The sequence below is a fragment of the Actinophytocola sp. genome, assembly GCF_050699935.1.
GTDB lineage: Bacteria > Actinomycetota > Actinomycetes > Mycobacteriales > Pseudonocardiaceae > Actinophytocola.
Genome location: NZ_JBOHGB010000012.1, coordinates 1 through 15,390, shown reverse-complemented (window position 1 = coordinate 15,390; position 15,390 = coordinate 1). Strand labels below are relative to the sequence as shown.

16 protein-coding genes are annotated in these 15,390 nt (G+C 71.2%); 14 read left to right on the top strand and 2 right to left on the bottom strand.

Annotated features, from left to right (window positions below; translation table 11 throughout):
* Positions 1–29 precede the first annotated feature (29 nt).
* Positions 30–443 carry a hypothetical protein gene (locus tag ACRDTB_RS07100; protein ID WP_431429169.1) on the top strand — a complete coding sequence of 138 codons (414 nt, stop codon included), beginning with the start codon at positions 30–32 and terminating at the stop codon, positions 441–443.
* Between the two features lie 36 nt (positions 444–479).
* Positions 480–1,568, top strand: a complete 1,089-nt coding sequence (locus ACRDTB_RS07095; protein WP_431429168.1) for a hypothetical protein — start codon at positions 480–482, stop codon at positions 1,566–1,568.
* Positions 1,569–1,603: 35 nt separating this feature from the next.
* Here the strand turns inward: ACRDTB_RS07095 and ACRDTB_RS07090 are convergent, their stop codons facing one another.
* Both ACRDTB_RS07090 and ACRDTB_RS07085 read right to left on the bottom strand, forming a co-directional pair.
* On the bottom strand, positions 1,604–2,305 hold the full coding sequence (locus tag ACRDTB_RS07090) for an aminoglycoside adenylyltransferase family protein (RefSeq protein ID WP_431429253.1): 702 nt from the start codon (positions 2,303–2,305) through the stop codon (positions 1,604–1,606).
* A gap of 49 nt (positions 2,306–2,354) precedes the next feature.
* A complete protein-coding gene (locus ACRDTB_RS07085) occupies positions 2,355–3,005 on the bottom strand; it encodes a GntR family transcriptional regulator (protein ID WP_431429167.1) in 651 nt (216 codons plus the stop codon).
* A 417-nt stretch (positions 3,006–3,422) separates the two neighbouring features.
* On the opposite strand from ACRDTB_RS07085, the gene ACRDTB_RS07080 reads away from it, so the two are divergent.
* The 12 genes from ACRDTB_RS07080 to ACRDTB_RS07025 form a co-directional block, all read left to right on the top strand.
* A complete protein-coding gene (locus ACRDTB_RS07080) occupies positions 3,423–4,439 on the top strand; it encodes an ABC transporter substrate-binding protein (RefSeq protein ID WP_431429166.1) in 1,017 nt (338 codons plus the stop codon).
* 70 nt (positions 4,440–4,509) lie between these two features.
* Entirely contained in the window at positions 4,510–5,334 is an 825-nt protein-coding gene (locus ACRDTB_RS07075) for an ABC transporter ATP-binding protein (protein ID WP_431429165.1), read from the top strand.
* 12 nt (positions 5,335–5,346) lie between these two features.
* Complete coding sequence (locus ACRDTB_RS07070) at positions 5,347–6,123, top strand: ABC transporter permease (protein ID WP_431429164.1); 777 nt, start codon at positions 5,347–5,349, stop codon at positions 6,121–6,123.
* The gene (locus tag ACRDTB_RS07065; protein ID WP_431429163.1) at positions 6,120–6,959 is read left to right on the top strand and encodes an ABC transporter permease; all 840 of its coding nucleotides are present in this window, start codon (positions 6,120–6,122) and stop codon (positions 6,957–6,959) included. The genes ACRDTB_RS07070 and ACRDTB_RS07065 overlap by 4 nt, the downstream gene beginning before the upstream one ends.
* A 35-nt stretch (positions 6,960–6,994) precedes the next feature.
* Entirely contained in the window at positions 6,995–8,020 is a 1,026-nt protein-coding gene (locus ACRDTB_RS07060; protein ID WP_431429162.1) for an LLM class flavin-dependent oxidoreductase, read from the top strand.
* 46 nt (positions 8,021–8,066) lie between these two features.
* Positions 8,067–9,182, top strand: coding sequence for a LeuA family protein (locus ACRDTB_RS07055; protein ID WP_431429161.1), 1,116 nt, complete (start codon positions 8,067–8,069; stop codon positions 9,180–9,182).
* Positions 9,183–9,217: 35 nt separating this feature from the next.
* Entirely contained in the window at positions 9,218–9,598 is a 381-nt protein-coding gene (locus ACRDTB_RS07050; protein WP_431429160.1) for a RidA family protein, read from the top strand.
* Between the two features lie 150 nt (positions 9,599–9,748).
* Positions 9,749–10,951 (top strand): amidohydrolase family protein, encoded by a 1,203-nt coding sequence (locus ACRDTB_RS07045; RefSeq protein WP_431429159.1) that lies wholly within the window; start codon positions 9,749–9,751, stop codon positions 10,949–10,951.
* The gene (locus tag ACRDTB_RS07040) at positions 10,948–11,709 is read left to right on the top strand and encodes a cysteine hydrolase family protein (RefSeq protein ID WP_431429158.1); all 762 of its coding nucleotides are present in this window, start codon (positions 10,948–10,950) and stop codon (positions 11,707–11,709) included. The genes ACRDTB_RS07045 and ACRDTB_RS07040 overlap by 4 nt, the downstream gene beginning before the upstream one ends.
* On the top strand, positions 11,706–14,015 hold the full coding sequence (locus ACRDTB_RS07035; RefSeq protein WP_431429157.1) for a xanthine dehydrogenase family protein molybdopterin-binding subunit: 2,310 nt from the start codon (positions 11,706–11,708) through the stop codon (positions 14,013–14,015). Before ACRDTB_RS07040 ends, ACRDTB_RS07035 begins: the two co-directional genes overlap by 4 nt.
* A gap of 26 nt (positions 14,016–14,041) precedes the next feature.
* On the top strand, positions 14,042–14,839 hold the full coding sequence (locus ACRDTB_RS07030; RefSeq protein WP_431429156.1) for an FAD binding domain-containing protein: 798 nt from the start codon (positions 14,042–14,044) through the stop codon (positions 14,837–14,839).
* On the top strand, positions 14,832–15,390 hold a 559-nt coding region (locus ACRDTB_RS07025; protein ID WP_431429154.1), incomplete at its 3' end, for a (2Fe-2S)-binding protein. The genes ACRDTB_RS07030 and ACRDTB_RS07025, both read left to right, overlap by 8 nt.

Here is a 15,390-nt window from a genome sequence, read left to right as displayed (position 1 = left end):
ACGAGCAGGAGGACCTCATGGAGGAGCCGGTGGACTCTCGAGGCTCTGACCCGGCAGACGGGTACAGCTACCAGCCGGACCGGTTGCGACACATCGCATGGCAGGTGAACCAGGCGGCACTGCACCTGGGCGGCTCGGTGCGTGACGACTCGCTTGCCACGCCGGATGCCGGCATGTCCTCAGAGGTGGTGGGGGCCGCGTTGCAGCGGGTGTTGGTGGCCGGTGGCGCCATCCGCCAGGCATTCACGGACATCTCGGCCAGTGTCGACGCCGCGCGCGGCACGTACGACGAGATCGAGAACACCAACGCGGGCCGCGTCCGGCTGGAGGGGCTTGCGCCGGCGCCCGAGCACTACGCCGACCTGCTGGAGTCCAAGCCGCCGCCTCCACCGGTCTTCACCGACCAAGGCAGGCCGTCCGGGCAAAAGATGGGTCCGTACTGACCCGAGCGCGGCAGTCCGACGGAGGAGTGAACGGACATGTACGACCATGACGTGCCGGGTGGTGGTGCACCGGTGTCCGATGGCCCGGTGCCCGCCGGCCCGGTGCTCGACACCAGGGTGAGTGGTGACTCGCAGTCCTGCCAGTGGACGGCGGACTGGTTGGACACCTATACCAACAACGCCACGTATGCGGCCGACTACAGCAGAGACGCGTTGTACGCGGATGCGGAGAGCTGGACCGGGCCGGCGAGTGACCGTTTCGCCGACGAGCTGCGTCCCCCGCACAACGCGTGTGAGGACCTGGCCTACACGTGTGAGACGTACGCGAACGCGTTGCGAGACTTCGCGGGCGAGTTGGACGCGGTGAACGAGCTCATGCAGGAGGCGCGGGACAAGGCTACGCAGGATGGCCTGGAGGTGGACGGTCCGTTCATCCTGCCGCCGGAGTCTCCGGGTGACTCGCCCGCGGCGATGTCGGGCACGATGTCGGGGCAGGACGCGTCCGACTCGTACGACGCGTCCCGCGCCGAGATCGACGCCTTCAACGACGCGGTCGACGAGTACAACCAGAAGGTGGACTCGTTCAACGCGTGCGGCGAGATCGTCGCCGAGGCACGCAAGCGGGAGGACGAGGCACATGCCGAACTCCTGCGCGCGATAGTGCCGGAGGACGGCGAGATCAGCGTCGACGACTGGTATTCCAAGTACGGCGGCGAGCTCGTGTCGGCCCAACGGGACATCGTGGAAGCCAACCTGCGTATGCACGAGGACGTCCTCACCAACAGCAGCCGGCTCGCCCGATCGGTGCCGCACATCGAAAGGGCACTGACGATCACCAGCGAGATCCACGCCGCGATCAAGGGCGACCAGTCGTGGGCACAGACCACGGTCGACGTGGCGAAACCCATCGCCACGACCAAGGCGATCCAGTGGGGGCTCAAGGTGCCCGGTCCGCCACAGGTCAAGCTCCTGACCGCGGCGGGCGCCGGTATCGCCGTCGAACTGGGCGCCGACAAGATCGTGGGGTACTTCTCCCCGGAGGACGATCCCTACGCCCAACCCACCCTCGACCACCAGCGGCCGTACGTGTCGATTCTCAGCGAAGCCCCGCACCGGATCATGTAGCCGAGCGCTGATGTCCACAAAGGACGATCGGTTGCTCAGCGGCGTGGCGGCCGGTCGATCTCGGCGAGCACGTGGTCCACCTGCGGGCGTACCCGTGCCCTCAGCTCGTCGGTCCAGCTCTCCTCGGAGTACCGGTAGGCGAGATACAGCTCCTTGGCATGTGTGAGGACGGGGCGGTGCTCCGGCGGGAGCCGGGCGAGGGCCCAGTCGGCGGCGGCGTCCTTCGGTCTGATCTCGCCGGTGGCGAGGGTGGTCCAGACGCGGGCGAGGGTCAGCACGACGTTGCGGGTGTCGCCGTCCAGGTCGTCGAGCAGGTCTGGAATTCCCGCGACGCTCGCCCGTAGCACGTCCGCGTGTGGGACGGGGTCGAGGACCCGCTCCGGTGGCGGGCCGGCGAGTGTATGGCCGCCCGCCAGCACCAGCGTGATCAGCAGGGCCAGATCCGGCATCGGTTCCGGCCGCGGGGCTCCACCGGTCTCGAGCTCGTCGCGCAGCCATTCGCCATACCGGAAGTCGGCGGTCGGCGGGTACCGCCACGGGCGGACGTCGGACTGGACGACGACGGTGAGCTCGACCGGGCGGGCCCCGTTCGCGAAGCCGGAGATCGTGAGCAGTCCGTCGAGGAGTGCCCGTCGCTCCCGATCCACCATGCGCCGCCGGGAGACGACGAGGACGTCCACGTCGCTGGCCGGCCGGAGGCCGCCGAGCACGGCGGATCCGTGGAGGTAGCTGCCTATGGCCTCGGGGCGTCGCCGACCAGCCCCACGATCTCCCGAACCTGATCCACTACCGGTTCAGGACTTGTTTCAGGCCCTCGACGGCGTGACCGCGGTGCTCGTTGAGCAGGCGTACCAGGGTCGGCGCGTCGCGCTCCTGTGCGGCGTCACGGATCCCGCGGTGCTCGACGTCGACCACCACGCGGTGTGTCGGGTCGGCGAAGTACAGCGACCGGTAGGGGTCGGAGGAGTCCCACAGCTGCCGGATCATCCGCACGAAGCGGTGCAGGCCCGACGCCTCGAACAGGGAGAAGTGGAACTGACGGTTGGCATTGGTGAGCGCGACGATGTTGGCCACCTCGTTGGCCGCCGCCATGTCGTCGATGGCGGCGGTGAGGCGGTCGACGTCCTCGTCGGTCAGCCGGGGGGCGGCCGCACACACCACCTCGGTCTCCAGCAGCTCGCGGATCCGGTAGATCTCCAGCAGCTCGTTGAGGTCCAGCTCGGTCACGAAGTAGCCGCGATGCGGCGAGTAGCGGACCTGCCCCTCGCCCTCGAGGATCTTCAGCGCCTCACGCACCGGAACGCGGCTGAGCCCGAGTCGCTCCGCGAAGGCGTCCTGCACGATCTGGGTGCCGGGCTTGAGCTCGCCTTCCAGGATCGACCGGCGTAACTCCTGCAGAACCGCTTCCTGTGCCGTCGGCGGTCGTTTGAACACCACGGTCGCTTCCCCCTGTCTGCCGGCCACCGGTCGGGTGGCGGGTCGTTGTCGATGATCTCACCCTGCGGTGGCATGGCCGTGAGCCGGTCGCGAGCACGTCGAGGAATGAATTATGTATACATTGTTCACGGTATCGTAACGGCTGACCCCGTTCAGCAACATCGTCAATCTGCCGCGGTGATCGACATCGTCTCCGCACAGACCTCTCGCCGACCTGGGTAGATCCGGCACACAATGACGTCAACCTGAGGTCAGCGTGAGGTCGGCCGCCGTGCTGGTAGCGCGCCGCAGCTGGTCGAGCACTGTCTGAGCACGGCGAGCCGGCCGCGATCCGCCAGGACACGTCACGGATCCGGGGCATCTGTTGACACCGAATGGATCTCGTATACATTACCCGAAATACAGTGAGGAGGATGTATGCGACGGATCAACGGCATGCGCCGCTGGGTACGGGTGGGCGCACTGGTTGCGGCGTTCTCGCTCCTGCTGGGCGTCGCGGCGTGCGGTTCGGAGGACGACGCCGGCGGTGGCACGGAGGGCGGTCTGACGAAGGTCCGCCTGACCGCCACGCTCATCGACACGCTGCCGTTCATGGCCGCGCTGAAGGTCGCCGCCGACCGCGGCGAGTTCGAGGCCGAAGGGCTCGACGTCGAGTTCGCGTCCGCGTCCGGCGGCGGCAACACCCTCCGCGCGCTGAGTACCGGTGACGCGGAGATCGCCATCGGCTCGCCGGCCGCGTCGGTACTCGCGGCGCAGAGCGACCCGCGGGTGAAGATCGTCAGCCTGTGGGCACCCAGGAACGGCTTCTACTGGATCGGCCCGAACGAGGTGTCCGAGCTCAGCGGCAAGAAGGTCGGTGGCTCGGTGCCGGGTGCCACGGTGAACCTGCTGCTGGCGGGGATCGAGGAGAAGCAGGGCGTCAAGTTCGGCGAGGTCGTGCCGGCCGGCGGGATGGGCGAGAACTGGGCGGCCAGCAAGAGTGGCCAGGTCGTCGCCGGATGGGCCATGGAGCCGTTCGTCACCGAGAAGGTGCAGAGCGAGAACGCCAAGGTGGTCATCGACGCGCCGGAGGTGCTGCCCTGGTTCCCGGCCGACATGGTCGTGGTGAGCCAGGAGTGGGCGGATGAGAACCCGGACGCCGTGCGGGCGTTCTTCCGCGCGATGTCGACGGTGTTCGACGAGATCGCCAGCAACCCCGCGGCGGTGGCGCCCGAACTCGGCGAGATCATGGACATCGACGCGGCGATCATCGAGAAGAGCATCGCCGACGCCGCCATCCCGGCCGCGGAGCTCTACTCCTACAAGACGGTGCCGGAGGCGCTGGACACCGTCTCGGAGCTGATGAACCTGTCCGGCCAGGTCTCCGAGCCGATCGACTGGTCGGCGATCTTCGACCAGCAGTACCTGCCCGAGGACGCGACGGCGGACCTGTGATCTCGACGTGGCCGATCGTCCACCCGACCGCCGACCCGACCGCACCGTCCCACCGAACGGAGGCGCCGCAGTGGGGAACCCCAGTTCCGCGGATGCGCACCTGCTGATCGACGGGGTGTCGAAGACCTTCGACCTGCGTGGCGGGGGAAGCACGCACGCGTTGGAGACGATCGACGCCTCGGTCGGTCAGGGCCGGTTCGTGTCCATCGTGGGCCCGTCCGGCTGCGGCAAGTCGACGCTGCTCAACATCGTCGCCGGCCTGGTCAAGCCGTCGACCGGCACGGCGTCCGTGGACGGCGAGCTGGTCCGCGGCCCGCGCCGGTCGATCGGCGTGGTGTTCCAGGAGGACTCGACGCTGCCGTGGCGCACCGTGGTCGACAACGTCCGGCTGGGCCTGGAGGTCGAGGGCCTGCCCAAGGCCAAGCAGCTCAGCCGGGCCAAGGAGATGATCGACCTGGTCGGGCTGACCGGTTTCGAGCACGCCTACCCGAGGGAGCTGTCCGGCGGGATGCGCCAGCGAGTGGCCATCGCGCGGACCCTGGCGCTGGATCCGTCGGTGCTGCTGATGGACGAGCCGTTCGGTGCCCTCGACCCGCAGACCCGGCTGATGATCGGCGTCGAGCTGCTGCGGATGTGGCAGAGCACCAGCAAGACCGTCCTGTTCGTCACCCACGACATCCAGGAGGCCGTGCTGCTCAGCCAGGAGGTCTGGGTGATGTCCTACCGGCCGGCGACGATCAGCGAGCGGCTGCCCGTCCCGTTCGACTACCCGCGCGGGCCCGAACTGGTGAGCACCGAGGAGTACCAACGCCTCAACGCGCGGATCTGGACGGTGATGCGGAAGGAGTCGCAACGCGCCTTCGACGAACGCGAGCATCTCCTGGGATCGCGGTAGGGAGGTCGGGTCATGCAGCGCGAGCTGGTCCGCACGCTCTGGTCGCAGGTGATCACGTTCCTGGTGCTCACGGTCGTCATCGTCGCGGGTTGGTGGCTGGTCACCGAGACCGAGCTCGTGGACACCAGGATCTTCCCACCGCTGGGGGAGATCATCGGTGCGCAGACACAGCTGGTCGACCCGGCGCCGGCGACCTTCCTGGACCACCTGGCGATCACCTCGGCACGGGTGGTTGCCAGCCTGGTGGCCGGCTTCCTGCTCGGCTTCGGGCTCGGCGTGCTGTTCTGGCGGGTGCCGGTGCTCGGCCGCGCGCTGGAGCCGTACCTACTGGCCTTCTACGCGGTGCCGCTGGTGGTCTTCTACCCCTTCCTGCTGGTGCTGCTGGGCATCAACTCCTGGCCGATCATCGCGATCTCCACCGTGATGTGCTGCGTTCCGGTGGCGCTCAACACCTGGATCGGATTCCGTGAGCAGAAGGAGATCCACAAGATGGTCGGCCGGGCGCTGCAGCTGCCCACGATGCTGCGGTTCCGCCGGATCGAGCTGCCGGCCGCGCTCCCGGAGGTCTTCACCGGGGCCCGGGTGGGGGCCGTCTACAGCCTCGTCGGCACGATCGGGATGGAGTTCATGGTCAGCAGCGAAGGGCTCGGCTACGCCGTCCGGTACCAGTACGAGACGTTCAACGTGCCGAGCATGTATCTGTTCCTCGCCGCCACCCTCGCACTGTCCTTTGTGGTCGTGACCGTGCTGCTCGCGGTGAGCGCGGTGTGGCTGAGGCATCACGAATGAGCACCAACCGTTCGGCCGCGACGGCGGCCACGCCAAGCGAGGCCGGTCCGGACGGCACCGCCACGACCACCGCGCCGCGCGCCCGACGTGCCGGGCGCGACCGGCGCCGGTTTCCGATCGGCCCGCTGGTCGTCCTCGTGGTCGCCGGCGTCGTCTGGTACGTGCTGTCCCTGGTGCTGTTCGTGGTGCCCGAGCCGGCTGGGACGGTGCGCGCCCTGATCGACAACTTCTCCTCGGCGGAGTTCACCGACGCGGTCGGCAAGACCGCGGTGGACGGTCTGGTCGCGTTCGTGCTCGCCACCCTCGCCGGCGTGCTCCTCGGCGCCCTGATCGGGCTGTCCAGGTTCGCCCGGCGCATCCTGGAGCCGCCCATCCTGGCGCTGAACGGGATTCCCAAGATCGCCATCTACCCGGTGCTGATGCTGGTGTTCGGGCTCGGCTCGACCTCCCAGGTGACGATGGGGTTCATCTTCGGCGTGTTCCCCGTGATCATCAACTTCGGCGGCGCGCTGGCCACGGTGCCGGCCATCTACGGGCGGGTGGCCCGTTCCCTGGCCATGCCGTGGTACCAGCGACTGCTCAAACTCGACATTCCGGCCGCCCTGCCCTCGCTCGCGGTCGGCCTGCGGCTCGCGTTCAGCCTGAGCCTGGTCGGCGTGGTGTTCGCCGAGATCATCGGCTCCAAGGGCGGCCTCGGCCAGATCATCATCGCCAAGTACACGCTGGCCCAGTACGAGCTGATGGGGGCAGCCGTGCTCCTGCTCATCGTCACGTCGCTGGTCGGCACCACCAGCTTGTGGGCGCTGGAACGGCGCATGGCACGCCGCTGGCGGTAGGCGAGACCAACCCGACCTGGAGGTAGGAGTTCATCGTGGTGCAACGGGACGAGCGCGTCGCCGGCGGTCCGGTCCGCCCCCTGGTCAGTGTCGGCTACTACCCGACCAACGACACCAGGGCGACGGTCGACCTCGCCCGGCAGCTGGACGGCGGCATCGTCGACACGCTGTGGATCGGCGACAGCCCGCTGATCTGGCGGGAGTGCTGGGTGAGCATCGCGCTGTGCCTGGCGGCCACCGAGACGCTGCGCTACGGGCCGGCGGTCACCAACCCGGTGAACCGGCACTGGACCATCACGGCGTCCACCGTGCAGACGCTCGACGAGTACTCCCCGGGCCGGGTCCGGCTCGGGATCGGGGTCGGCGACAGCGCGCTGCGCGTGCTCAACGGCCGGGTGGCCCGGCTGGCCGAGCTGCGCTCGGCGGTGCACGGCATGCGGACGCTGCTCACCAGGTCGGTGGCCGACACCGGGCCGGACGGTCCGGAGGTGTCCTGGGACCGGCCGCCCCGGCCGGTGGAGATCCTGCTCAGCGGCAGCGGGCCGAGGACCCTGGAACTGGCCGGCGAGCTGGGCGACGGCGCGATCATCGTGCCGGGCATCGTGCCCAGCGCGGTGGACCAGGTGTTGGAGCGGGTCGCGGTCGGCCGCCGCGCCGCGAGCAGGGACCCGGCCGCGTCGCACTCCGTGCTGTGGGTGGCGTGCGCCATCGGCGAGGAGGAGCAGGCCTGGGCCGACGTGCGGCCGTGGGTGGCCTCGATCCTGCGCCACCCGCTGGCGTTCGACACCAGCCCGGAGGTGGACGCGGTCCGGGAGCGGATCCGCGCGGGCTACGACTTCTCCCACCACATGTCGCACGAGAGCCAGCACGGCGAGGAGCTGCCGGTCGAGGTGCTGCGCGACTTCGCCATCGCCGGTACCGAGGACCAGGTGCTCGCCGGCCTGAACGCCGCGGCCCGACTGCCGGTGGACGAGCTGGGACTGGTCGTGATGGGGCGGGACGTCCACGAGCAGGTGGCCCGGCTGAACAAGCTGCTCAACGAGTCCTGGCTCGTGCGGTGAGCGTGCGGCCAGGCCGAGCCAGGGCAGCGGAAGGGACCGAGGAACCGTGTTGATCAGCGATTGCACGTTGCGCGAGGGAGAGCAGCAGCCGGGGGTCGTGCTCGGCGCCCCGGAGAAGGTGGCCATCGCGAAGATCCTGCGAGACGTGGGGGTTCGCCGGGCCGAGATCGGCACCCCCGCGGTGTCCTCCGGTGAGCGCGAGGCGATCGCCGCGGTGGTGGAGAGCGGGGTCATCCCGGAAACCCTCGGCGTCTGCCGGGCCAGGACCGACGACATCGCCATGGCAGCCGACTGTGGCCTGTGGGGGGTGGTGGTCTCCAGCCCGGTCAGCCCGCACCAGCTGAGCACGAAGTTCGGCTGGTCGGTCGACCAGATGATCGACGCCGCGGTCAAGGCGCACACCGCGGCCAAGGACCGCGGCCTGGTCACATTCGCCAGTGCCTACGACACCTTGCGCACCGACCGGGAGGACCTGCGGGCGGTGTACGGCGAGCTGAACCGGCAGGGGCTCATCGACGGCGTCCGGATCGTCGACACCGTCGGCGTCGGCACCCCGAAGACGGTCGGCGACCTGGTCCGGTGGTGCGCCGACGAGTTCGGGCTGCCGATCGAGGTGCACTTCCACGACGACTTCGGCCTGGCCACCGCGAACGCGCTCGCCGCCGTCGAGGCCGGCGCCGAGGCCGTGTCGTCCAGCATCGCCGGGGTCGGCGAGCGGGCGGGCAACACGGCGACCGAGGAGGTGGCCGCGGCGCTGGAGGTGCTGCTCGGGGTGAAGACCGGGCTGGCCGTCGACCGGCTCGGCGACAGCTTCATCCGGGCGGCCGAGCTGATGCGGCTGCACCTGCAGAGCAACCGCGCGATCATCGGCCGGAACTCGTTCCGGCACGTGTCCGGCATCTCGATCAGCGGCTACATCAAGTCGCCGCTGGCCGCCCAGCCGGTAGAGGCGGAGCAGGTCGGCCGCGGCTCCAACGTGGTGCTCGGCAAGACCTCCGGCCGGCACGCCGTGGAGCACCTGCTGGCGGCGCTGGGCGTCGACGCCACCGAGCTCGACGTGGGGCGCCTGGTCGAGTCGCTGAAGGAGACCGCCGAGGAGCACCGCCGCGTGCTCAGCACCGCGGACCTGGTGCGCGCGGTCCGCGCCCAGCTCGAGAACTGAGTTCCCCCAACGTGATTCCAGAAAGGCAGCAGGAGATGACCTTGGACAAGTTCAACGCCGACACCATGGCCGCGCCGAAGGTGCCGCTGTCGCACGGCGTGGTCGCCGGCGGCTGGCTGCACGTGTCCGGCATGGTCGCCCGCGCGCCGGGCGGCGAGATCGTCGACGGCGACATCGTGGCGGCCACCCGGCAGTGCCTGGAGAACATGGAGGCGGTGCTCGCCACCCGCGAGGTCGACCGAACCTCGGTGGTGAAGCTGAACGTCTACCTGACCGACTTCGGCGACTACGCCGGGATGAACCAGGCGTTCGAGGAGTTCTTCGACAGCCCGTACCCCGCCAGGACGACGATCCAGGCCGGCGCGCTCGGCATCGGGCAGGTCGAGCTCGACGCGGTCGCCTACCTGGGGGAGTGAGCCCGTGAGACACCTTCTGTCAACCTCAAGTGAGGGGGCCGTCAGCCGCACCTCAGGGGAACGTGACGCAACTCAGCCACAAGTACGTGACCACACAGAACTTTTCCTGCCCAACCTGACCACAACTGTGAATCGCGGGGAGGCGGACTAGTGAGCCCGGCGCTGCACGTGCGCAACCTCGGCGGGCTGCTGGCCGCCGAACCCGCCTGGGGCTGGCGCACGGACCGCGAGCTGCTCTGCGCGCACGGCCGGGTGCTGGCGATCGGGGCCGGGGTCGGCCCGGCGCTGCGCTCGCTCGAGCGGGACGGCGAGCCGGTGGCCGTGCTCGACGCCGCCGGCCTGCTCGCCGTTCCCGGGCTGATCGACGGGCACGTGCACCCGGTGGCCGGCTCGGTGTCGGTGGTGCCGCCCGGTCACGGCTGGACCGACACCTACCTGAACGCGGGGGTCACCGCCATGGTCTCGGCCGGCGAGCTGACCTTCCCCGGGTTCAGCTCGAGCGTCCTCACCCCGGAGGCCGCCGCCCGGCTGGCCGCCAACTCGGCGTGGGCGTTCGGCAACATCGCCACCCCGCCGCGGGTGTACGCAGGCACCCTGCTGGCCGTGCCCGAGCTGGACCGGGAGCACTTCCGGCAGGTGGCGCAGGCCGGCGGGAAGTGCGTCAAGTACATCTACTACCCGTTCGCCGGACGCCGGTGGGAGGCCGAGGTCGCCGCCTACACCAAGTGGGCCGACGAGTTCGGCCTGGTGACCAAGATGCACGCGGGCGGAACCTCCTACCAGGGCCACAGCCTGGAGGCGGACGCCGAGTTGGTCAGCGCGGTGGCGCCGCGGGTACTGGCGCACGCCAACGGCGGCCCGATCCCGATGGATGACCAGGCGCTGGCCACGATCGTGGAGCGGACCGGCTGCCACCTCGAGCTGATCCTCGGCGGGAGCCTGCGGGTGCTGCGCGACCTGGTCGGGCTGCTGCGCGAGCGGGACGAGCTGCACCGGATCACGGTCGGCACCGACACCCCGGGCGGCAACGGCACGATGCCACGCGGACCCCTGCAGGTGGTCGCGGCCATCGCCGGCCTCGGCCAGGTCGACGCGGCGACCGCGCTGCGCTGCGGCACCGAGAACGTCGCCAGGGCACACGGGATTCCCGGCGGTGCGTTGGCCGCGGGGCAGCCGGCCGACCTGCTGCTCGTCGGCCCGGTGCGCGGGTCGTCGCACCCGACCGTGGCGAGCGCGCTGGAGGCCGGCGAGATCGTCGGCGTCGGAGCCGTCGTGAGCGGCGGAGCCGTGGCCGCGCTGCCCGGCCGCTACACCCCGCCACCGGCCGCCCTACCCACCCTGGAGACACCATGACCACTTCGACTCGGCGGGCACCGTGGGCCGACGTGATCGGTCCGGCCGAGTGGCGGTTGCACACCGCCGCCGGCTACGGCCGTCGGGCCGAGCCGGGCCGTCGGCCCGCCCTGCTCGTCGTCGACGTGACCTACGAGTTCACCGGGGACGGCACCGGCGACACCAGCCTGCCCGGCGTGCTCGACCGGTTCCCCAACGCCTGCGGCGACGCGGCGCGGGACGCGCTGCCACGCATCCGGGCACTGATCGAGCACGCTCGCGGCGTCGGCATACCGGTCTGCTACTCGAAGATGACCGACGACCGGGGCCCGTGGTCGCAGAAGAACCGGCGGGCACCGGAGCTGGTCGCGGCGCCGGCCTGGGTCAGTGGCATCCACGCCGACCTCGCGCCGCGGGACGGCGAGCTGGTGGTCACCAAGGCGTCGGCGAGCGCGCTGTCCGGCACCCCGTTGCTCGACGAGCTGCGCCGGCACGAGGTGGACACGGTGATCGTGACCGGATGCGCCACCGGCGGCTGCGTGCGGGCCACCGTGCTGGACGCGTTCGGCGCCGGGCTCACCGCGCTCGTCCCACACGAGGCGGTGTTCGACCGCACCCCGGTGCCGCACGCGGTGTCGCTGTTCGACCTGGACATGCGCTACGCCAACGTGATCGACTGCGCCGAGGCCGCCGGCTACCTCGACGCGTGCGCGGCCGGTGAGCGGTTCGCCTGCGCCGAATGGTCCCCGGACTCTCCGGACCACGGGTGGGCGCCGTGACCCCCACCGTCGGGACCAGCGTCGCCCGCCGGGAGGATCCACGCCTGCTGCGCGGCGAGGGCAGCTTCCTGGCCGACCTGGTCGGCGACGCGCTGCAGTTCGCCTTCGTGCGCAGCACCCGAGCCTCCGCGTCCATTGTGGACATCGACCTGACGGGGGCGCTCGCCTCGCCCGGCGTGGTCTCGGTGCTGGACGGCGCGACGTTCGCCCGGATGGCCGGGCCACTGGAGCCGATCTACCTGCCCAACCCGCGGTTCGTCGAGGCGACCGGGTTCCGGACCGCGCCGCTGCGGGTCGACGCGATCGCCGTCGACCGGGTCCGCTACGTCGGCGAACCGGTGGCGGTGGTGGTGGCCACCGACCGGTACCTGGCCGAGGACGCCGCCGAGCGGGTCGAGGTCGAGTACCGCGACCTGCCCGGGGCGTTCACGGCGGCGGACGCGCTCGCCGACGGCGCGCCGCCGGTACGACCGGACTGCGCGGGCAACGTGGCGGCTTCCCTGCGGTTCGCCAAGGGCACGGTGCCCGACGGTCCGGTCGTGGTCGAGGGGTCGTACCGGATGGGCCGGCACTCCGGTGTGCCGCTGGAGACCCGCGGCGTGATCGCCGACTTCGACCTGGATACCGCGACCGTGCACCTGGTGACCTCCAGCCAGATCCCGCACCTGGTGCGCACCGCGCTGTGCCGGGCCGCCGGGTGGCCGCGCTCGGACCTGCGGGTCAGCGTGCCCGACGTCGGCGGCGGGTTCGGCACCAAGGCCAACATCTACGGCGAGGAGCTGGTCGGCTGCGTGCTGGCCCGCTACCTGCGTCGCCGGGTCGCCTGGGTGGAGGACCGGGCCGAGCACCTGGTGGCCACCGCGCACTCCCGGGACCGACGGCACACCAACCGGCTGGTGCTCGACCACGACGGCCGGATCCTGGGCTATGCCGACGACTTCGTGGTCGACCTCGGCGCGCACAACTTCTGGCTGGGCGGGGTGACCGCGAACAGCGCCATCCACGGCCTCGGGCCGTACCGGATCCCGGCGTTCGACGTCACCGGGCGGGCGGTGCTGACCAACAAGACCCCGACCACGCAGTACCGCGGCGCCGGCCGGCCCGAGGCGTGCTTCGCCATGGAGCGGCTGCTGGACCGGGCCGCGTCGGTGCTCGGGCTGAGCCGGGTGGAGATCCGGCGGCGCAACCTGATCACCGCCGCCGAGCTGCCGTACGAGGTCGGGGCGCTCTACCACGACGGGCAGCCGATCGTCTACGACGGCGGGGACTACCTGGCGTTGCTCGACCGGTGCGTGGCCGAGGTGGAGCGGATCGACCTGGACTCGGTGTCCCGCAAGGAACTCCGCGACGGCGAGCGGCTGGGCACCGGCTACGCGATGTTCGCCGAGGGCACCGGCCTCGGGCCCTACGAGGTGGGCCGGGTGGTGCTGCTGGCGTCCGGCCGGTTCGAGGTGTCCTCCGGCGCGGCGTCGGCCGGGCAGGGGCACGAGACCACCCTGGCGCAGGTGGCCGCGGACGAGCTGCGGGTGCCGCTGGAGGCGGTGCGGGTGACTCGCGCGGACACCGGCGTCACCGAGGACGGGATCGGCACCTACGCCAGCCGGTCCGCGGCCAACGCCGGACCCGCGGTAGCCGCGGCGGCCGGGGAGCTGGTGGCGGACGCGAAGCAGGCGCTGGGTCGGCGCCGCGGCGCGCACTGGCGAGGGGGCGACGTGCGGCTGGACGAGTTCGGGTTCTTCCATCCGGAGACCGACACCAAGGTCACCTGGGAGGAGCTGGCACTGGCGCTGGCCGGGGAGCGGCAGGAGGAGGCCGGCGACGCCCCGGTGCTGGAACGGGTACACACCTGGCGGCCGGACACGGTGACCTGGACCGCCGGGGCGCACGCCGCGGTGGTCGCGGTGGACGACGCGACCGGGTTCGCCCGGGTGCTGCGCTACGTCGGGGTCGACGAGGGCGGCCGGTCCCTGCATCCGTCCATTGTGGAGGGACAGGTCATGGGCGGTGTCGCGCAGGCGATAGGTGGGGCGCTGTTCGAGCGGTTCGAGTTCGACCCGACCGGCCAGCCGCTCACCACGACGCTGATGGACTACCTGCTGCCGGCCACCACGGACGTGCCGCGCATCCGGCTGGCGCACGTCGAGGTGCCCAGCACGATGAACCCGCTGGGCGTGCGCGGGGTGGGGGAGAGCGGCATCATCCCCGGCTACGCGGCCATCGCCAGCGCCGCGGACGACGCGACGGGCGGCCGAACCCACCTGGACGGCACACCACTGGATCCCACCGTGCTGCGGAGGGCACCGTGAAGCCCGCCGGGCTGACGTATCTCCGGGTGAGCACCAAGGCAGAGGCGCTGGAACGGCTCGCGGACGCCGGCGAGGACGCACGCCTGCTGGCCGGCGGGCAGAGCCTGGTGCCGATGCTGAACCTGCGGATCGCCCGGCCGAGCCAGCTGGTGGACATCGGGCGGCTGGCCGAGCTCAACCGGCTCGGCGTGGTCGACGGCGAGCTGTACATCGGCGCGCTGGTGCGCCACCACGTCCTGGCCGAGCACCCGCTGCTGGCCCGGACCGTGCCGGTACTGGCGGAGGCGGCCGGCCACATCGGACACCCGGCGATCCGGCATCCCGGCACGTTGGCCGGCAGCCTGGCACACGCCGACCCGAGCGGCGAGCTGATGGCCGTGGCCATGCTGCTGGACGCCACGGTACTGGTGGAGTCCCGTGCCGCCGGCACCCGCGAGGTCCGGGCGCGGGAGTTCGTGCTCGGTCCATATGAGACGGTGCTCGAGCCGGACGAGATGATCACCTGGCTGCGCGTCGCCGCGCCGCGCGGTGGCCGGACCGGTTTCTACGAGATCGTCCGCCGGGCCGGTGACTTCGCGGTCGCCGGCGCCGCGGTCCGGCTTCCGGACGGCGGTGCGGAACCCGCCGTGGCGGTCACCTTCGGGGCCGGTGGCGGCTACCGGGTGGCGAGCATCCGGCCGCCGGACGGCACCGGGACCACCGCCGAGACGCTGGCCGAGCTGCTGGCGCCCGAGGACGGGGAGTACGGGCGGCTGCGCCGTACGGCGATCGAGCGGGCCGTCCGCTCGGCCCGCGCGCGGGGAGGTGCCGGGGCCGATGGCTGAGCCGGTCGAGTTCTCGTTGCGGGTCAACGGTCATCCAGCGAAGCTGCGGGTGGACCCGAGGACCACGCTGGCCGACCTGTTGCGGGACCGGCTCGGGCTCACCGGCACACACCTCGGGTGCGAGCAGGGGGTCTGCGGGTCGTGCACGGTGCTCATCGACGGGCGTACCGCCCGCTCGTGCACCACGTTGGCCGCACAGGCCGGCGGCAGTTCGGTGTGGACGGTCGAAGGGCTGTCCCCGCCGGCGGGGCTGTCCCGGCTGCAGGAGGCGTTGCGCGACGAACACGGGTTGCAGTGTGGCTTCTGCACGCCCGGGTTCGTGACGGCCGCGACCGAGCTCCTGGTCGCCGGCCGGAACGAGAGCCTGGACGAGGAGGCCGTGCGGGACCGGCTGAGCGGCAACGTCTGCCGCTGCACCGGATACCAGGGCATCGTCGACGCGGTGCTGGCCGTGTGGGCCGAGGGCGCGGCGACGCTGCCGGGGGCGGACGCGGTCACGACCGGGCTGGACGTCGGGGAGCTTGTCGAACCACCGGAGCTGACCCCGGTAC